At 69.3% G+C, this 404-nt stretch carries 1 protein-coding gene; it reads left to right on the forward strand.

The genetic code is table 11. The features are described from left to right. The coding region (locus tag G4D86_RS51960; protein WP_164003123.1) for a condensation domain-containing protein at positions 1 to 404 on the forward strand (404 nt) is incomplete at both ends.

The raw sequence follows: 404 nt of genomic DNA on the forward strand, positions 1-404 counted from the left end.
GGCAGCGCCACCCTCAACGTCTCCGTCTCCGTCCGCCTCTCCGGACAGCTGGATGACGCCGCCCTGCGCGCCGCCCTCAACGAACTGGTGCGCCGCCACGAAACCCTGCGCACCACCTTCGTCGAGCAGGACGGCCGCCCCTTCCAGCAGATTGCCTCCACGCTCGAGCTGCCCCTGGACGTCGTGGCGCTCCGCGAGGAGCAAGTCCAGGAGCGCCTGCACGCGGAGGCCCGTCGGCCCTTCGACTTGGAGAACGGACCGCTGCTGCATGCGGTGCTCTTCCGCCTCGCCGCCGAAGAGCACGTGCTCCTCCTGAGCCTGCACCACATCATCACCGATGGCTGGTCCATGGGTGTGCTGGTGCGCGAGGTGTCGGAGCTCTACGCGGCCTTCGTCGCAGGACG

It is taken from the genome of Pyxidicoccus caerfyrddinensis (assembly GCF_010894405.1).
GTDB lineage: Bacteria > Myxococcota > Myxococcia > Myxococcales > Myxococcaceae > Myxococcus > Myxococcus caerfyrddinensis.